The 16,106-nt window shown below is 35.1% G+C and carries 12 protein-coding genes; 5 read left to right on the plus strand and 7 right to left on the minus strand.

Annotation, left to right across the window (positions count from 1 at the left end; translation table 11 throughout):
• Positions 1–74: 74 nt before the first annotated feature.
• Positions 75–2,009, plus strand: coding sequence for a BglG family transcription antiterminator (locus IGJ15_RS12210; RefSeq protein WP_413132682.1), 1,935 nt, complete (start codon positions 75–77; stop codon positions 2,007–2,009).
• Positions 2,010–2,091: 82 nt separating this feature from the next.
• On the opposite strand, the gene IGJ15_RS12215 is transcribed toward IGJ15_RS12210, so the two are convergent.
• The 6 genes from IGJ15_RS12215 to IGJ15_RS12240 all read right to left on the minus strand — a co-directional run bounded on the left by IGJ15_RS12215 (position 2,092) and on the right by IGJ15_RS12240 (position 9,613).
• Positions 2,092–3,600: a Spy0128 family protein gene (locus IGJ15_RS12215; RefSeq protein WP_226818337.1), complete on the minus strand. Its 1,509-nt coding sequence runs from the start codon at positions 3,598–3,600 to the stop codon at positions 2,092–2,094.
• On the minus strand, positions 3,501–4,265 hold the full coding sequence (locus IGJ15_RS12220) for a mucin-binding protein (protein WP_225001482.1): 765 nt from the start codon (positions 4,263–4,265) through the stop codon (positions 3,501–3,503). Before IGJ15_RS12220 ends, IGJ15_RS12215 begins: the two co-directional genes overlap by 100 nt.
• A 150-nt stretch (positions 4,266–4,415) precedes the next feature.
• Positions 4,416–5,561 carry a P-loop NTPase fold protein gene (locus tag IGJ15_RS12225; protein WP_430599121.1) on the minus strand — a complete coding sequence of 382 codons (1,146 nt, stop codon included), beginning with the start codon at positions 5,559–5,561 and terminating at the stop codon, positions 4,416–4,418.
• Positions 5,562–5,653: 92 nt separating this feature from the next.
• Complete coding sequence (locus IGJ15_RS12230; RefSeq protein ID WP_430599122.1) at positions 5,654–6,961, minus strand: putative phage abortive infection protein; 1,308 nt, start codon at positions 6,959–6,961, stop codon at positions 5,654–5,656.
• Between the two features lie 32 nt (positions 6,962–6,993).
• Positions 6,994–7,593, minus strand: coding sequence for a tyrosine-type recombinase/integrase (locus IGJ15_RS12235; protein ID WP_005225257.1), 600 nt, complete (start codon positions 7,591–7,593; stop codon positions 6,994–6,996).
• A 184-nt stretch (positions 7,594–7,777) separates the two neighbouring features.
• Complete coding sequence (locus IGJ15_RS12240; RefSeq protein WP_430599124.1) at positions 7,778–9,613, minus strand: DUF6119 family protein; 1,836 nt, start codon at positions 9,611–9,613, stop codon at positions 7,778–7,780.
• Positions 9,614–10,186: 573 nt separating this feature from the next.
• On the opposite strand from IGJ15_RS12240, the gene IGJ15_RS12245 reads away from it, so the two are divergent.
• Both IGJ15_RS12245 and IGJ15_RS12250 read left to right on the plus strand, forming a co-directional pair.
• A complete protein-coding gene (locus IGJ15_RS12245) occupies positions 10,187–10,546 on the plus strand; it encodes an ArsR/SmtB family transcription factor (RefSeq protein ID WP_003726380.1) in 360 nt (119 codons plus the stop codon).
• Positions 10,543–12,660, plus strand: coding sequence for a heavy metal translocating P-type ATPase (locus IGJ15_RS12250; RefSeq protein WP_430599126.1), 2,118 nt, complete (start codon positions 10,543–10,545; stop codon positions 12,658–12,660). Before IGJ15_RS12245 ends, IGJ15_RS12250 begins: the two co-directional genes overlap by 4 nt.
• Positions 12,661–13,371: 711 nt before the next feature.
• Here IGJ15_RS12250 and IGJ15_RS12255 read toward each other — a convergent pair.
• A complete protein-coding gene (locus IGJ15_RS12255; RefSeq protein ID WP_269924369.1) occupies positions 13,372–14,064 on the minus strand; it encodes a MurR/RpiR family transcriptional regulator in 693 nt (230 codons plus the stop codon).
• Between the two features lie 40 nt (positions 14,065–14,104).
• Between IGJ15_RS12255 and IGJ15_RS12260 the strand changes: the two genes are divergently transcribed.
• Positions 14,105–14,722: a hypothetical protein gene (locus IGJ15_RS12260; protein ID WP_002309706.1), complete on the plus strand. Its 618-nt coding sequence runs from the start codon at positions 14,105–14,107 to the stop codon at positions 14,720–14,722.
• Between the two features lie 11 nt (positions 14,723–14,733).
• Positions 14,734–16,035, plus strand: coding sequence for a PTS sugar transporter subunit IIC (locus IGJ15_RS12265; protein WP_002309705.1), 1,302 nt, complete (start codon positions 14,734–14,736; stop codon positions 16,033–16,035).
• Positions 16,036–16,106: the final 71 nt, after the last annotated feature.

Raw genomic sequence — 16,106 nt, forward strand, 5'->3', positions numbered from 1 at the left:
TTTTCGGTACTGGTGAAGCATTTCATTCTTATTCTTTCTATTGTATGATGAGAAAGAGCACGGAGGTGAAACAAGTGTCAAAACTTGCTTATCAACGATTAGATGATCTAATGGAAGTATTAACTAGACAAACGGCGCCGCTACCAATGAAGGAGTTAACAAAAAGCTTCTCGATTTCTGAGCGAACGGTTCGGACCGACATTGCAAATTTGAATGATTTGTTAACAAATGTGGGTGCCTCCATCAAGTTGATTCGAGGGCAAGGCTATTTGTTGTCTATTGGTTCAAAAGAACGATTTCATGACTGGTGGACTGAAAGTATGTCGACTACCGAGTCCCTTCTAACTACGAGTGAAGAACGACAAGCCTATCTACTTTTCCTTTTATTTAAGAATGAAAACCCTTTATCCTTAGATGATTTTCTTGATCGATTATTTATTAGTAAAAACACCTTTTACTCATACTTAAAAACGGCTCGAGACAATTTAGCGACCTATCAATTAAAAATAGTAAATCGTCCAAATATTGGCTTTGAAGTCTTGGGTAACGAATTCGCCAAGCGACAAGCAATCAGTGATCTTTTGATTGAAAAAGATCTCCAAGAGTATTTGGTGGGTTTTACGGAAATGGAACTTGAGTTGTTTGATACGATTGATCTGACCCGCTTGCAAGAATTGTCATTAAATCATCTGGCGCCCTTAGACTTGTTAGACTCTGACTACTATCATAAAAACATTCTTTCTCATTTTGCTTTAGCAATCAGTCGCTTTATAGCTGGCCATCAGATCAACGAATTTCCCTTGCACGTGCCCGCGCTCAAAGAAGACGCCCAGAAAGTTGTTGGTCACTTCTTAGAAGAAATCGATCATGCATTTGATATACAATTGACTGCTGGAGAAAAACAATACTTCATTTACTATCTTGCGATGAATGCACCACGTTTAGTTGAAACAGGCGATGCAAGCGATTCTTCCACGAAAACTGCGAAAGCCATTGTGGAAGAATTATTAACTGCGATCAAACAGACGTCAAACTATGCGTTAGAGACAGACAAGATGCTAATAGACGATTTGACATCTCATATTGAGGGCTTTATCAACATGAATCTAATGGATGCACGCCGTAGCAATCCATTGCTGGCAACGATCAGAAAATCTTTTCCACAGGCTTATGATTTATGTTTGACTCATTTAGAAACGGTAAGCCTGAAACACGGTTTTTATTTTTCTCCTGATGAGATCGGCTATATCGCTTTGCACATCGCAGGTGCTATGGAAAGGAGTTCCATCAGAAATCATCATAAACATCGCGTCATCCTTGTTTGCGGAACCGGTCGAGCCATGAGTCGTATTATTGAAGCAAAAATTATCAAGCACTATCAAGAAACGATCGAAGTCGTTGATCGCTTTTCTTACGTCGAGCTACAACAATGTGATCTTTCTGCCATTGATTTTGTGATCACAACCGTTCCATTAGAACAGTTCTCGGTTCCTTCTATTTACATCAACATGGCCAAGCTAGATAAAGAAATTGGCAAAATCGAACCGTTCATTGAAACGCTCAGTGAATCAAAAGATGGTATCTATTCATTGTTTCAAAAAGCATTTTTTCTTCATGAAAATCATGCAGATAAAGAAACCTTACTAAAGAAAATGGCGCAGCAACTGTACCAAAAAGATTTTGTGCCCCAAGATTTTTATGACAGTGTGAAAAAACGAGAAGCAATCAATCAGACCAATATTAACGAGTGGCTTGCTATCCCCCATCCCATGACCTTGATGGCAAAACGCTCAGCCGTTTCAGTGGCGATCATTCCTGACGGCGTTGATTGGGGAAATGGTGATTTGGTTAAATTCGTCTTTCTCTTTGCGATTCAAAAAGACGAATATGAAGATACCGAAGAAATCTATAGTCTTTTATTAGAGTTGATGGATCGTGAAGATATTCAACAAGCAATCCTGCAAAATAGTGACTATCACCACTTTTTGAGCTGTATAAAGCAATTATAAAAGGAGCTGGGGAATCCAGCTCCTTTTGTTGATATGACTAATCTTATTTGATAGCTCTTTTTCTCATTCATAGTATGCAAGATTAAGATTGTTTCTTGACCTTTAAAATTTTAAATATCATTAACAAGATGAAACCAATAATACAAAACAATCCAACGAGAACATATCGTTGATCTGCAGTTTCTCCTGTCTTAGGCAGAGCAGCACTGTCTGATTTTTTTATCCTTTTATTTTCTTTTTCTAACACTTTTGGCTTCGATATATTAGTGGAGCGATCATTTATTGAAAATTTGATCGGTGTTTTATCAATTTGATAACCACTCGGTGCTTTGGTTTCAATCAACTGATACTCTCCTACTTCTAAATTACTTATCTCAACCTTTCCATCTTTGCTCGTAACTATGTTTTTTTGTACAATATTTCCTTTCGAATCTTGCAGCTCAAACTCTGCATTTGCCAGTAGTTTTCCTGTTTCGCTGTCTACTTTTTTCAGAGTTACTTTCCCAAGTTTTGGTGATACATAAGTATTCTTGAAAATAATCGATTCTTGGTACGCTGGACTTGCCACTAATTGTCCAGATTGGTCTTCCACATTTACGGTTACATGGTATTCTGTTTGGTCATAAGTGATCGTGCTATCTGTCCCTGCGACTTCTCGGATCGTATACTTGTATGTGCCTGCTTGGTCATAGTCGATTGCATCGAAGTAAATTTTTCCGTTGGCATCATTGCTCTTGGTTTGAATCACTTCCCCTTGTTCGTCCAACAGCTGGAATTGAAATTCATCTGCACTTAGTGCTTTGCCAGTCAATTCTTTACTTGCTTCTAGAACCGCACTCCCTTTTGCGGGATTGTAGCTATTTTTAAAAACAGCACTGCCTTCATAGCTTGGACTTGCCACTAATTGCCCCGATTGGTCTTCCACATTTACGGTTACATGGTATTCTGTTTGGTCATAGGTGATCGTGCTATCTGTCCCTGCGACTTCTCGGATCGTATACTTGTATGTGCCAGCTTGGTCATAGTCGATCGCATCGAAGTAAATTTTTCCGTTGGCATCATTGCTCTTGGTTTGGAGCACTTCCCCTTGTTCGTCCAACAGCTGGAATTGAAATTCATCCGCACTTAGTGCTTTGCCAGTCAATTCTTTACTTGCTTCTAGAACCGCACTTCCTTTTGCGGGATTGTAGCTATTTTTAAAAACAGCACTGCCTTCATAGCTTGGACTTGCCACTAATTGCCCCGATTGGTCTTCCACATTTACGGTTACATGGTATTCTGTTTGGTCATAGGTGATCGTGCTATCTGTCCCTACGACTTCTCGGATCGTATACTTGTATGTGCCAGCTTGGTCATAGTCGATTGCATCGAAGTAAATTTTTCCGTTGGCATCATTGGTCTTGGTTTGGAGCACTTCCCCTTGTTCGTCCAACAGCTGGAATCGATATTCATCTGCACTTAGTGCTTTGCCAGTTAGTTCTTTACTTGCTTCTAGAACCGCACTTCCTTTTGCGGGATTGTAGCTATTTTTAAAAACAGCACTGCCTTCATATAATGGATCGTTTGTTTGACTTCTTTGGTTTCCGTAGATTCAATCATGTTTGGCGAATAAGTGATAGTCACTTCGCGATCTTTGTCCTCTGCTGTCAAACCTGTGACTTCCTCAATGCTTGTTTTGTCTGCGTGATAGTTCTTGATTTCAGGACTTTTCACTTCATCAAACGTTGTATCATCATCTTTGGCTTGCCATTCTCCATAGGTATTTTCCCCTGTTGCTTCATTCGTTGTCACTGTGCGTGTGAACGTGACCGTGTCTACATTGTCTGACGCGGCTTCTTTGCCGTCTTCATACATATAATGGATCGTTTGTTTGACTTCTTTGGTTTCCGTAGATTCAATCATGTTTGGCGAATAAGTGACAGTCACTTCGCGATCTTTGTCCTCTGCTGTCAAACCTGTGACTTCCTCAATGCTTGTTTTGTCTGCGTGATAGTTTTTGATTTCAGGACTTTTCACTTCATCAAACGTTGTATCATCATCTTTGGCTTGCCATTCACCAAAAGTTTTGTCACCTGTTGCTTCATTCGTTGTCACTGTCCGTGTAAAAGTCACAGTGTCCGTCTTGTCTGACGCGGCTTGTTTACCGTCCTCATAAACATAATGGATCGTTTGCTTGACCTCTTTGGTCTCCGTAGATTCGATCATGTTTGGCGAATAAGTGACAGTTACTTCAAGATCTTCTGATTCTGCAGTCAACTCATGACAGATGTAATAAGTTATCTCTCATAGTAGAATCAAAATTTTCAAACCTACTTCTAATGAAATGGAAAAAATCGTCATTAAAAGATTCTACTCCTTTTATATTCTTTCTCAGAAGTTCCGAATCTTTTAATATCTCTTCACAGTCTACAATGGATAAGCTAGAGATACTTTCATAAATAAAATAGCCCTCAGGATTATCAATGAAGCATTGGGGATAATTTTGATTATATTCAAGTATATCTGAAAGTAAGTCTTCAGTTTTTTTTTGGTAACTACGTGTAGGATTTTTTCATCATTCTTATATTTTTGATACTCCACAGATCCTAAAAATTTTTTTGATTTAAGGGTATCTTTGTACTTATCTGGATAAAATAAGTACAAATAAATAATTGCCAATTGTTGTTCAATTTGTGTATGTCCTAGCTTCTTGTATTTTATTAATTCTTGTTTTAGGTAAAAACTAAATTGATCTAAGTCACGTAAATTTCTATTATCTTCTATAAATATTGTTGCTAAGCTTTCTTTAATTTCTAAATCAAAGATAGTACCCAATCTTTCAAAATAGTCTCCCCAAATTTTTTGAGGATGTAAAACATAAGGAAGTTCAACCCTTTGATCAATAATCTTTCTTAGATAGTCATTTTCATTATTAATTATATTCTCAAAATCACCTACAAAAACAATAGGAAGTTTATTATTTAATACATTGAAAAGCTTATATGCACTTTTTTGAGTGTCAGGAGAAATGCGATCAAAATCATCAATAATTAATACTTTATTTCTACATAAATAACTTCCGATACACGAATCGTATAATGCAGTATAGAATCTATCACTATTAAATTTAAGCAATTGCCAGACTGAAACAAACAATGCAATTATAGTAATTGGTAGTCTGAACGTTTGTATTAAAAATTTCTGCCCAAGTCCCAAATCAAACGCGGGTGTCATTAAAATTGAGATTACAACTGAGGAAATAATAGCCATTCTAAAAAGAAGATAAATTTTTCGGTTAATTCTAGAAGCTGCTATGTGAATAGTAGATCTATCATCTTTTAAGTTCCATAGGTCAAGAAAGATAAACTTTTTTTGTGATCTCCAATTTCTCTTTTTTCTTTCAATTTTTTCTACATTTTCTAGAAAGGTTGTTTTTCCGGAACCCCATGGACCATTTAAAAAATATGTTTTTTTCTGTTCAAGTAATTCTAAGAATTTTTTTTCAGCTTCTGAAGTATCAATTAAATCTATAAACGTTAGTTCACTTTTCATAAAATCATCTTTATCATCCATTCTATCTCCACTTTTCCTTTCCTCAAAAATTGATAACAGTTCAACGAATTGGTGCGTATTTTTTGTTCTTAATATGCTCTATTCCACAATTACTATAGAATTTTTACGCAAAATTTCTGCATGTTTTTTAAATCTTCTTCCCCCCATATAAGCGACTCTTTTTGGAAAAAATACGCCTTATCAAAACTGCTCAATTCATCCTGTTCACCAAAAAATGACGTCTCTAATAGTTCATTATTCAAAGTAGCACCTCTATCGGCATAATAGGCAAAATAATACAGAATAACTAACTGTATCTCACTGATATTTGCTCGTAAGAAACTGATGTAATCTCTTTTTAATCCTACATTTTCTTCTTCATCTACATTAGCATGGATATAGCTTAAAATTCTTAAAATCATAGAAAAGAAGGAGTCAATCGAAGCGTAATATCCATTGATAGAGTTTTCAATAGCAACTTTTTTATATGGTAATTCTAATAAATTCAAATTGCTAGTATCCGTGTAAGGCAATAGTTTTCCTATAAATTTTTCCAAATTCTTTTTTGATTTTGAATCAAGGAAATCGACTCTAGAAACAGCTTGTAATTCATTAATTAGCTTATTTAAATTGTAATTAAGCGTTTGTGGTCTTTCTGCAAACCTTTTATTTTTAATATTTTGAATTAAATCATCCTCAATCATAAAAACTACTTGTACCATATCGATTTCTGGTTGGATACTTTCATAGTCTTCCTCACCTACATGAAATTTATGAAGATATGCTGTCTGGTTTATGTAATCTTTCCTGATAGCACTTAAACAATCTAGAACATTCTGAGAATATTGTGTTTTTCTGGAATTAAAATCAATATCGAATTCTTTGATCATGTTCTCCAAAATTGAAATTAACTCATCACTAGACTCATATAATTTATCGATTCCCATTCTTCTTAATTCCAAAACACTATTATCAAAAATACTTTCTCTTAATTCTTCAAAATGGTTATTATCTTTCAAGAGTGTGTTCTTTTGATCATTAAAAAGCAATAACAAGTTAAAGAAGGTATTATCTACTTGCTCTGATTTTCTAGCCTTTCTCTCTTCTTCTAGCTCTTTATCTCTAGCTAAAATTTGTAATTCAAAGCGCTTCTTATCTTCTGCTAACTCTTTATTTTTAGCTTTTGTCTCCTTGTCAAAACGCTCCTTATCATTGGACAACTGGATTTGAATCACGATTAAGGCTCCTACGACTCCAATAATAGATCCAAGATATCCACCCCAAAAACCTAACCATCCATCATCTGATCCATTATTCATGGTGTCCCAATTAATAAGTACTTGAATAAATAAAGGGATTAGGACAAGTGTAACCAACAAAGCCCACGCTACAAATTTTTTATTTTTTTTCAAAAATTCCATTACATTCCTCCACTTTCCATTGTTAACTCGAATTATAGATCTAAACTTTTCACTGCGGTATCTTTATCTTCTTGCGTGATCCCTATGTAACGTAACGTTTCACGCTGGGAGGAATGGTTAAGCAGCGATTGAATGATTTCTGTTTTGGTTCCTTGCTTGTAGAGAAAGTAGCCAAACGTTTTTCGCATCGAATGCGGCCCAATATCTTTTAACCCGATTGCAGTTCCAGCATCATGAATGATTCGCCAAAGACTTTGGCGATTGAGCGGTTCGTTTGTTCCTTTGCGACTTGGAAACAAGTAGTGATCAAATTCCTGCTGAAGGAGCTGCTCCGGAAATTCTTGCTGCACATATTCTAAAATCGTTTTTCGCAATTTATTGGAAATGTACACCGAATTGTGTTTCGCCGTTTTTTGTTCCTTCATTGATAGTCGATCTTTTACCACTACTCGGCCACGAGTAATTTCTAACACATCGGCCAGTTTTAATTGACGCAAATCAGAAATTCGATACGCCGTATTGATCCCGATTGAAAAAAGAACCAAATTTCGTTGGCCATATTTTCCTGAAGCCAAAATTGCTTTCATGGCATCGATCTTTTTTTTGTCTCGAATAGGTTCAACTGTCTTCATTTTCTCTCTTCCTTCTAATAAGACTTAATCCCATTATAACATCTAATATGTCTTATTTAAAACGAGTGAAAGAAAAAGGCTCAAAAAGAAATGTGCATTTCTCTTAGAGCCACAATGGATAGCGCCTGTTCAACCAATGAGACACAACCAGCTTGTGTCTCATTGGTTTTTAAATATCTAAATTCTAAGTTTTCTTTTTTTTCCCCTTTTTATCAGGTATTTTAACCAAAGATACCTCAAATCCTTCTAAGGATAATGCATTCACTAACGCTACCAAGTTTAGAGAAAAAAGGACAGGAAATACTTTTGAGTTTTTAAAATGAACTTTTTTTTCTGGAATAATAATTCCTAGAATTATTTTGGAACGTTTAAGGTTTGTTTCATTTAGAAAAATTGCTCCTGACTCAGACGATTCAGTTTTTATTGCTGAATTAATATGATTTACAAAGTCTTCCGATTTTTTCAATAAGATGCACGAGGCTCTCGCCTGTGATAACAAGTGTGAGAGTCCTGAAGTCGCTGTTCCTCTTTTTACATGACAAAAAAATGCGCTATCTTCATTTACTTTGAGAATATCACATGGTTCGATTTGACTCCTCCCATTTATTTCGTATAAGCCAAATCCACCATCCAGATTTTGGTTTCCGAAATTTTCTTTATCAAGGCATATCAACCCCTTATTTGAATCTAGTTTGGAAATCTTGATGTTGTAATCACCTTCATTAGCATCCTCATTATTAAACTCATTAAAGTCTATACCATGAGCCTCGGAAGATAGACTATTAACAAAATCTCTAGTTTCACGCCAAACGTTCTTATTTACACTAAGCCAATCTCCTTGATACAAAATATATTTATCAGAATCATGATCTAACTCCAGATATAGACAGGAAAATAGATTTCCAATAGATGTGTCTTTCGATGAATCGGATTTCCGATTCTTTATAGATACTTTTATAGATTTTAGTTTATCAGCAAATTCTTGAACGTTGTATTTTAAAAAAAATGAAAATATTTTAGAAAATATTTCTTCCTGAGTATTAGCGAAAAAATTGAAATACTCATCTGGCCTAAAAATACTGTGAACTCTAAATTCTAAATCTTCAATTTTAAACTTCACTTTATTTAAGGGTATATCTATAAATAATTTATCTAGATCATTTACTTTAAATTCATTGCTATTATTTTTGAAAGTGACCATCAACTTGGATAGATAATCATCAAGATTCTTATTAAGATACTCTTTCTTTCTAGGTGATACTGCTAGGATCTCTTTATCCAAAAACGTTCTTTTTGATCTCCTTTGTCTGTATGTATTACCTAATTGTTTTAAAATTGGAACGAGATCGTCTTCTATAGAAAAATTACCATTAATCTTAATTGAATCTTTACTACTCGCAAATATATTTAATGCTTTTATATTATTATTTCCATCTGTAAAACTAATTGTCATTTCCCCAAAGATTTCATCAACTATATTGGGAGTGGATTGTGAAGTGGAAATTTCATTTAAATTAATCTTATTATTGCTAGAAAAATTACTCACATATAGTGTGTCTGAGAAGTTCGTGTTCTTTACACGCTTTATAGTATGTAACTTTAGTTCTTTTCTAGCGATATTTAATCCAAAATCAGGTACTACATGTTCTCTATTTAATAGAGTATATCCATAAGAATATGAAATAGCATAGATACTACTGCTGGTACTTTTAATAATAATTAATGGTTTATTAAGTATATTAGGCGTAGTAAAATCTATCTGCCTTTCAGAAAATAAATTGACGCTCTCTAACCACCTTACTTCTGCTTGTTTCTCTTGCAGTATAAATATTTTCCCGGTTACATTATGATTTCTTCTCAACTGATCATCTAAAGGAAATATAGCTAAATTAAACTCATTGATATCTTCTGCATTTTCGAATAGATCCTCAGAAGAATATCTGAGGTATTTCTCGTCTATAAAACTGTTTATGCTACTACTTTTTTTATTCTTAAGCATAAAAATACTCAATTCAGTCATTCTATCCTCCAAATATTTAAATTAATTTAGAATAAGGAATATTGCTGCGTCTAAGGTCATATAATTTTTCCATGAAAATATATTTATAAACAACGTTATTATACCACTAATCTATTCATTAGTTTGAAAATCAATGCGATTACTTGATTTCTGTCGGCAGCTCTTTTATTGTTTATTTTTCATTTAAAACCTTTGATATATCTATCAGTCTGATCACCAAAAGCATACAGATAAGAACACTATAATGATCGAAATCAATATCTTATTGAACATAATTAAGTGAGCCAATGAATGATCTATGAATTAAGGAAATAAACAAAGGATCAAAAACTTTTAAGTTTCTGACCACATCCAAGATTTGTCCTAATACTCATAAATTTAAATATTAATTGAACAATGATTTAGTTACGAGTTTATGAACATAAAAATAGAGCAATATACATCAATCGTTGTATCTAAAAAGAGTGTCCAGAAATTAGTCATTTTATGAACATTCAAACATTCACTTGAATATAGATGGATGTTCTGATACAATACATTCAAACAAACATTTGAATGTAAAGGAATGATCGTATGAATAATGAAATTTGTGAAATAACTTGTATTCATGAAGACAAAGTTAATCGTGCTAAATCTAAACTAGCAAACTTTGATACTCCGTCAGTAAGTGGTTTCTTTAAAATATTGTCAGATGAAAATCGACTTAAAATTGTACATGCTTTAGTCCATGAAGATGAGCTATGTGTTTGTGATATTGCTAATATCATTGATGCTTCGGTCGCAACAACTTCACACCATCTGAACTCCTTAAAAAAATTGGGAGTAGTTGATAGTCACAAGGATGGTAAGTTAGTCTACTATTTTATTAAAAATATCAAAATCTTAAATCTTATGGAGCTTGGCGTAAATTTTAAAGAAGAGGTGCTAGCATGAGTGAGAAAATGACCGAAAAAACCTATCGAATAGAAGGATTAAGCTGTACAAATTGTGCAGGTAAATTTGAAAAAAATGTAAAACAGTTGCCAGGAGTTACGAGTGCAACAGTAAACTTTGGTGCAAGTAAGATTTCAGTAGAAGGCCAAACAACAATTGAAGAACTCGAAGAAGCGGGAGCCTTCGAAAATCTTATCATTCGTAATGATCAAGAAAATGATGAACAAGTTAGATCAAAAGAGTCTTTTATTAAACGGAATATCGCTTTAATCATCTCTCTTGGTTTTATACTTGTTGCTGTGATTTCCCAACTATCATTGGGCGAAGATCATTTATTAACGAAAGCTCTTTATATATTGGCAATAATAATTGGTGGATTTGATTTATTTAAAGAAGGGTTCTCTGATTTGATCAAATTGGACTTCTCCATGGAATCTTTAATGACTATTGCAATTATTGGGGCCGCATTTATTGGAGAATGGGCCGAAGGTTCTATTGTAGTAATACTATTTGCTATTAGCGAAGCTTTGGAACGATTTTCAATGGATAAAGCAAGACAGTCGATTCGTTCTCTTATGGATATAGCTCCCAAAGAAGCTCTTATCAGGAGAAACAATGTAGAGCAATTAGTCAGTGTCGATAAAATCGATATCGACGATATTATGATCATTAAACCCGGACAAAAAATAGCCATGGATGGGCTTGTTATCAACGGTCATTCTTCAGTAAATCAAGCAGCAATAACAGGAGAATCGGTTCCTGTTGAAAAACAGTTAGATGATGAAGTGTTTGCAGGAACACTAAATGAAGAAGGTGTTCTTGAAGTCAAAGTAACAAAAAAAGTAACGGATACAACGATTGCCAAAATCATTCACTTAGTTGAAGAAGCGCAAGGAGAACGAGCTCCTGCACAAGCCTTTGTAGATAAATTTGCAAAATACTATACGCCATTCATAATTATTATGGCCCTTTTGATAGTGGTTGTTCCTCCGCTATTCTTTGGTGGTGACTGGAATAAATGGCTTTACCAAGGGTTATCCATTTTAGTTGTCGGATGTCCTTGTTCATTAGTGATCTCAACACCTGTTTCAATTGTTTCGGCTATTGGTAATGCAGCAAAAAATGGTGTTTTAGTAAAAGGCGGAGTCTATCTGGAAGAAATTGGTCATTTGAGAGCAATTGCTTTCGATAAGACTGGAACCTTAACAAAAGGAAAGCCTGTCGTAACGGATTTCATTGCAACCAGTTCTGAAACTGATATAAATTATCTATCGATTATTTCATCGTTGGAATCTCTTTCTCAACACCCATTAGCTTCTGCTATTTTAAACGAAGCGGATAAAACTAATGTGGATTACAAGTCAATACAAATCGAGGATTTCCAATCTATCACAGGTAAAGGACTTACAGGTATACATCAAAACATACGTTACTATATTGGAAGCCCTAAACTGTTTTCTGCATCAGTAATCGAAGAAACAGCGGTAAAAGTACAATACAGACAATTTCAAGAACAAGGGAAAACCGCCATGTATTTCGGTACTGACGAACAAATTTTAGGAGTAATTGCTGTCGCGGATGAAGTAAGAGATTCAAGTGCTGCCGTTATTTCTGAACTCCACAAGTTGTCAATTGAACACACTATTATGCTTACTGGTGATAATACTAAAACCGCTGAATCTATTGGTAAGCAATTAGGTGTGACTGAAATAAAAGGAGATCTAATGCCTCAAGAAAAATTAGATTCGATTAAAGCGTTGCGGACAACTTATAATAAAGTAGCAATGGTGGGCGACGGCATTAATGATGCACCAGCATTAGCTGCATCGACGGTTGGTATTGCAATGGGCGGTGCAGGAACAGATACGGCTCTCGAAACTGCTGATGTTGCTCTAATGGGCGACGATTTACAAAAATTACCATTCATTGTTAGACTTAGCCGCCAAACTCTAAAAGTAATTAAGCAAAATATCACCTTCTCATTAGGTATAAAACTATTAGCTCTACTACTAGTCATACCAGGTTGGCTAACACTATGGATTGCTATTGTAGCAGATATGGGAGCAACGCTTTTAGTAACATTAAACGGATTACGATTGATGAAAGTTAAATAACACAACAAATAAAAGAAGGCATGTTTATAAGCGTGCCTTCTTTTTATGATACATTTTTAGTTTTTTTGAACGCTAGTTATGAAGCAAACTATGCGCCATTTAAATATTAAAATGACAAGGCCCTAAAAGAAAAGTGATTTCCTCTTAGAGCCTCTAAGGATGGAGCGATTTTAGCGAATGTGACATAATCTGATTGTGTCACATTAGGGTTTTGATATTTTCGGTAAGATTTGATTATCTCAGAACATTAATATTGTCCCTTTAAAAAATTTTGTCAGTACTTTTAAGTTATTCTATTCTGAAAATTCAAAATTTTCAGTCTATAAAATTAACTTATATTCAGTTTTACCAAATGATAAGCTTTAAAAAGTATTCAGAATTTAGTCATGTTATGGATCCAATAAAGTAGATATGGAATATTTATTTTCTCTTGTCTAATTTATAAGAATATGATTTGTCAAAGAATTAAAGCTATGAATTATTCAGGAATAAAAATTATTTTTAATAACAACCTATTATCCTTTCCAAGCTTGTAGATATTTTGGTTTAGATGTTTTTTATGTGAGTTCAATTCTACAGCGGAGGGAATGAGAAAGTTTTCTAAACAAGTTTGGAAATTCCTAAACATGTTCAGAACACACAGAAAACACTTACATTCTAAAGAAGATTCTTTATACTAGATTTTGAAGAAACAGTGGCCACAGCGTTCTTCTATTTATAAATAGCCTTCAGCGCCGCGCTCAACAAAAGCTCAAATTGATTCAGTGTCGTGCCAAAGAAAAGATTTGGTTGGTAATCAGATATTTTTTGTGGAATATAGGTTTCCGTGCTAATGGTTAATGTTGCCAGCGTACCGATTTTTGAATTTTTTTGCCCAACAAATGCGATCACATCGATAAAGTGATCGTTCGCAATTTTAGCTAATTCGGCTAATCGAACTGTATCACCAGAATTGGAAATAATAAAAAGCAGAATATCTTGTTGCACTTGCCGTCTAAGAAATTCTAAATGACTATTGGCCGTCGCACGAAATCCATATAGATTAAGAGATTCCGAAAAATAATTGGCTAGATTTTGCGAAAAACCTGAGCCAAGAATCATAATCCGTTTATCGCGATACGCAGACATTAAATGTATGAATGCTTCCTTCTCCTCATTGGAGAATGTGCTTGGCATCGTAATGTCAGATTGGCTGTTTCCTAGAGCAAATACCAACTCACTATAACCGGAATATCCAATTTTCTTCGCCATATTGATAATCGTTGCAGTAGAAACATACGATGCTTTGGCAACGTCACGAATCCCAATATTTTTTAAAGACTGACGATTTTTTTTCATAAATCGTAAGACTTCAGCTTCTGAGTCATTCAGTTGGTATTTATCTATAAGCATTTCAACATCCATAAGATTCACCTCAAATTTTATCTAATAGGAGTATTATATCATGACAGAAACGAAATTTATTCAAGATCCGTGGTCAAAAATGACTACCCGTAACGGCTTACGTGGAGATGAAGCTATCTCAGCATTACAAAAATCGATTCGTCGAGGCAAAGAAAAAGAAGCATGTGAATTTGCTTATGAAATGTATATCACCTCACCACAATTTGAAGAGAAACTCTGGAGAAGGCTATTGGCGATCAGTGTTGAGGATGTGGGCATGGGCAATCCTATGGCCGCCATCATGATCAATAACTTAAACGCCATGCGCAAAGAATTCCAATACAATGAATCCGATCGTGCGATGTATTTTTTCCACGCGATTCGTTACCTATGCCAATCTGAAAAAGATCGTTCATCGGATTTACTTAAGAACATTGTTATCAAGAGTTTCGCTATGGGATATATTCCAGAAATTCCTGATATTGCGTTGGATAAACATACTGTTCGGGGACAGGCAATGGGGCGTGGTTCAGAACACTTTTTGCATGAAGCAAGTAAAGTGATCCCCCAAGCAAAAGTTGATAATGACTACAAGGAACAATACGAAAAAATCATCGAGACCTATGATCCAGATCACGTCGTGCCAAGTACGTTTTCATTTAATCCTTGGCAAGTATAGGAGGAAGTTATATGGAAAATTCTGCGTTTATCATGAAACTGAATGACATACTTAGCCCCATCGCAGCCAAGATAGGTAATCAGCGCCACCTAAAAGCTATATCCAGCGGTATGATGTTTGGCCTACCCTTTATTGTTATCGGTTCTTTTTTTCTGATTTTTGCAAATCCACCCATCAATATTGATCAATACAATCCAGATACAGCTAATATTTTCATGAAATTTATGGCCAGCTGGAAAGATTTTGCCGTAGCAAATTATGATCTCATCACAGCCCCTTATAATTTGACAATGGGAATCATCGGATTCATTAGTGTTTTTGGCATTGCATTTTCCCTTGCCAATGAATACAAAATTAATCCTTCCATGAATGGCATGGTTGCATCTGTCATTTATCTAATGGTTTGTACACCAGTGGAAGAAGGTGCCATCAATCTTAATTTCCTTGGGACAAACGGATTGTTCGTCGCAATTATCATCGGCTTGCTAGTAGTGGAAATCAACCGACTATTTGAAGTAAAAAATATTAAGTTGAAACTCCCAGATACAGTTCCACCCATGGTAGCAACCTTTATCAATATGCTCGTTCCACTGCTGACAAATATATTCATCTTTTATGGCATCAATCTGATTTTCTTGGCAGCAACAAACAAAATCTTCCCTGAAGCAGTGATGGAAGTCCTGACTCCAGCAACGAACATCGCTGGCAGTCTAGGTGGTTTCTTATTGATCGTGACTTTGGGTAACATCCTATGGCTATTTGGTATCAATGGCTCGTCAATTATTTTCCCTATCGTCTTTACATTGGGAATGGCTCAAACTGGTTTGAATGCTGAACAACTGGCAAATGGTGAGACCATGACACACTTAATGAACTTACAAATGTTCCGTATTTCTGTACTTGGTGGAGCCGGTGGTACTTTGGGTTTGGTTTTATTGATGATGCGAAGCAAAGTACCCGAATATCGCACAATTGGAAAATTGTCATTGGTTCCTGGAATCTGTTCCATCAACGAACCAGTGATTTTCGGATTACCTATCGTTTTTAACCCTATTTTGGCAATTCCATTTTTGATTACGCCCATCATTTCATTATTGCTGACCTACTTTGCTCAGCAACTAGGATGGATTGGGATTGGATTTATCGTCGATCCTTCCTTCACACCTTTTTTTGCACAAGCTTATCTTTCAAGTATGGACTGGCGCAATATTCTCTTTTGCCTACTGTTGATCGTCATCAGCATCTTCATCTACTATCCATTTTTTAAAGTCATGGAGAGCAATAAAACAAAATTAGTAGATGAAAAACTATAGTCGTCATTCTTAACCTTGTAACGAAAATATGGTTCTATACTATTTAGGGTTCTGTTGCAAAGTTTTAAATC

It is taken from the genome of Enterococcus sp. AZ079 (genome assembly GCF_050547255.1).
Lineage (GTDB): Bacteria > Bacillota > Bacilli > Lactobacillales > Enterococcaceae > Enterococcus_D > Enterococcus_D casseliflavus.

Excerpts from the sequence above, each read along its gene's own strand:
- IGJ15_RS12225 (WP_430599121.1), bottom strand. The coding sequence starts at position 5,561 with ATGGATGATAAAGATGATTTTATGAAAAGTGAACTAACGTTTATAGAT.
- IGJ15_RS12230 (WP_430599122.1), bottom strand. The coding sequence starts at position 6,961 with ATGGAATTTTTGAAAAAAAATAAAAAATTTGTAGCGTGGGCTTTGTTG.
- IGJ15_RS12235 (WP_005225257.1), bottom strand. The coding sequence starts at position 7,593 with ATGAAGACAGTTGAACCTATTCGAGACAAAAAAAAGATCGATGCCATG.
- IGJ15_RS12240 (WP_430599124.1), bottom strand. The coding sequence starts at position 9,613 with ATGACTGAATTGAGTATTTTTATGCTTAAGAATAAAAAAAGTAGTAGC.
- IGJ15_RS12245 (WP_003726380.1), top strand. The coding sequence starts at position 10,187 with ATGAATAATGAAATTTGTGAAATAACTTGTATTCATGAAGACAAAGTT.
- IGJ15_RS12250 (WP_430599126.1), top strand. The coding sequence starts at position 10,543 with ATGAGTGAGAAAATGACCGAAAAAACCTATCGAATAGAAGGATTAAGC.
- IGJ15_RS12255 (WP_269924369.1), bottom strand. The coding sequence starts at position 14,064 with ATGGATGTTGAAATGCTTATAGATAAATACCAACTGAATGACTCAGAA.
- IGJ15_RS12260 (WP_002309706.1), top strand. The coding sequence starts at position 14,105 with ATGACAGAAACGAAATTTATTCAAGATCCGTGGTCAAAAATGACTACC.
- IGJ15_RS12265 (WP_002309705.1), top strand. The coding sequence starts at position 14,734 with ATGGAAAATTCTGCGTTTATCATGAAACTGAATGACATACTTAGCCCC.